This is a genomic window from Rickettsia sp. TH2014 (genome assembly GCF_019249195.1).
Taxonomy (GTDB): Bacteria; Pseudomonadota; Alphaproteobacteria; order Rickettsiales; family Rickettsiaceae; genus Rickettsia; species Rickettsia felis.
This window is the reverse complement of sequence record NZ_MXAX01000082.1, coordinates 1-1,052: the sequence shown is the minus strand read 5'-3', so window position 1 is coordinate 1,052 and position 1,052 is coordinate 1. Positions and strand designations below refer to the sequence as shown.

Here is a 1,052-nt window from a genome sequence, read left to right as displayed (position 1 = left end):
TTTTTTGATTTAGATTCATCTCTAATCCTCCATTNNNTATTATCTTAATTTTACTAAATGTAAGATTAAATCTCAACTATTACATTTCAGTAAGCCTAAGCAATAATGCTTTAAAAATTTTCCCTGGCTGCTAATTAAATGCACAAAATTAGAATGTTGTAATTCATATTTGTTTGTTTTTACATCAAATATTTTGGATGTATAGAAGACCTTAAATTGATCTGCTAATTGTTCAATATCTTCTCCTCTCCCCGTTAAACCTATAAAATTACCATCTATTTTTTCTAAATATTTTTTTAATACCTCACTTGTATCATGCTCAGGATCTAAAGTAATAAAAACTACTTGTACTAAAATATTCTCTTTCTTCAAAATCTTAATAATATCTTCTACTCTTTTTAGTGCTTGATTGTCATACAAAGAATAGGTAGTACCAAAATAAATCAAACTTAAATGACCTTGCAAATGGGTACTATCAAATTCCTTTCCTTCTTGATCTATAAGAGTGAACTTAATTTTAGGTGAATCGTCCATATTACTAGTTTTTGCACCAATCTTAAGCTTAGACGGAGTTAATGAAGAATAAAATAAACATAAAAATATTATGCCCGTAATCATAGCTAGGGCTATAATAATTTTTATAATATACATTTGGTTTTTATTATTTCTCATAACCTAAGTAATTATTAATATTTATTTATAATAAAACTTATTCTTATCATATATGCAATAAAAATCATCTTTTATTGTATTAAATATCGTAATATCTAAATTGTGATATTTTTATCATATACATATTTTTAGTTAAAATAAATAAATTAATTAACTAGGTTGAAATTTTTTGAGTTAATCTTAAAGTTAAGATTATTAAATAAAAAACAATAGGAAACGGATTAATCATGTATAATTATACCGCTTATGTAAAAAGTTCAAATGACAAACCCAAAAAACAAGAAAATACGGAAATAGTGGACAACGCCACCCCCGAAGACCACCCACCCCAAACACTAAATGACAACACCAATGGGTCGTGCCTCCGTATTGCAGTTTAG

At 26.3% G+C, this 1,052-nt stretch carries 2 protein-coding genes; one reads left to right on the top strand and one right to left on the bottom strand.

Features of this window, described 5'->3' with window-relative positions:
- Positions 1-72: 72 nt before the first annotated feature.
- The gene (locus KYQ89_RS01375) at positions 73-672 is read right to left on the bottom strand and encodes an SCO family protein (protein ID WP_218460065.1); all 600 of its coding nucleotides are present in this window, start codon (positions 670-672) and stop codon (positions 73-75) included.
- Between the two features lie 227 nt (positions 673-899).
- Between KYQ89_RS01375 and KYQ89_RS01370 the strand changes: the two genes are divergently transcribed.
- Positions 900-1,052 carry a hypothetical protein gene (locus KYQ89_RS01370; protein WP_218460067.1) on the top strand — a complete coding sequence of 51 codons (153 nt, stop codon included), beginning with the start codon at positions 900-902 and terminating at the stop codon, positions 1,050-1,052.

Bases quoted from the DNA above. Each gene is read 5' to 3' on its own strand.
- KYQ89_RS01375 (WP_218460065.1), bottom strand. From the start codon at position 672: ATGAGAAATAATAAAAACCAAATGTATATTATAAAAATTATTATAGCC.
- KYQ89_RS01370 (WP_218460067.1), top strand. From the start codon at position 900: ATGTATAATTATACCGCTTATGTAAAAAGTTCAAATGACAAACCCAAA.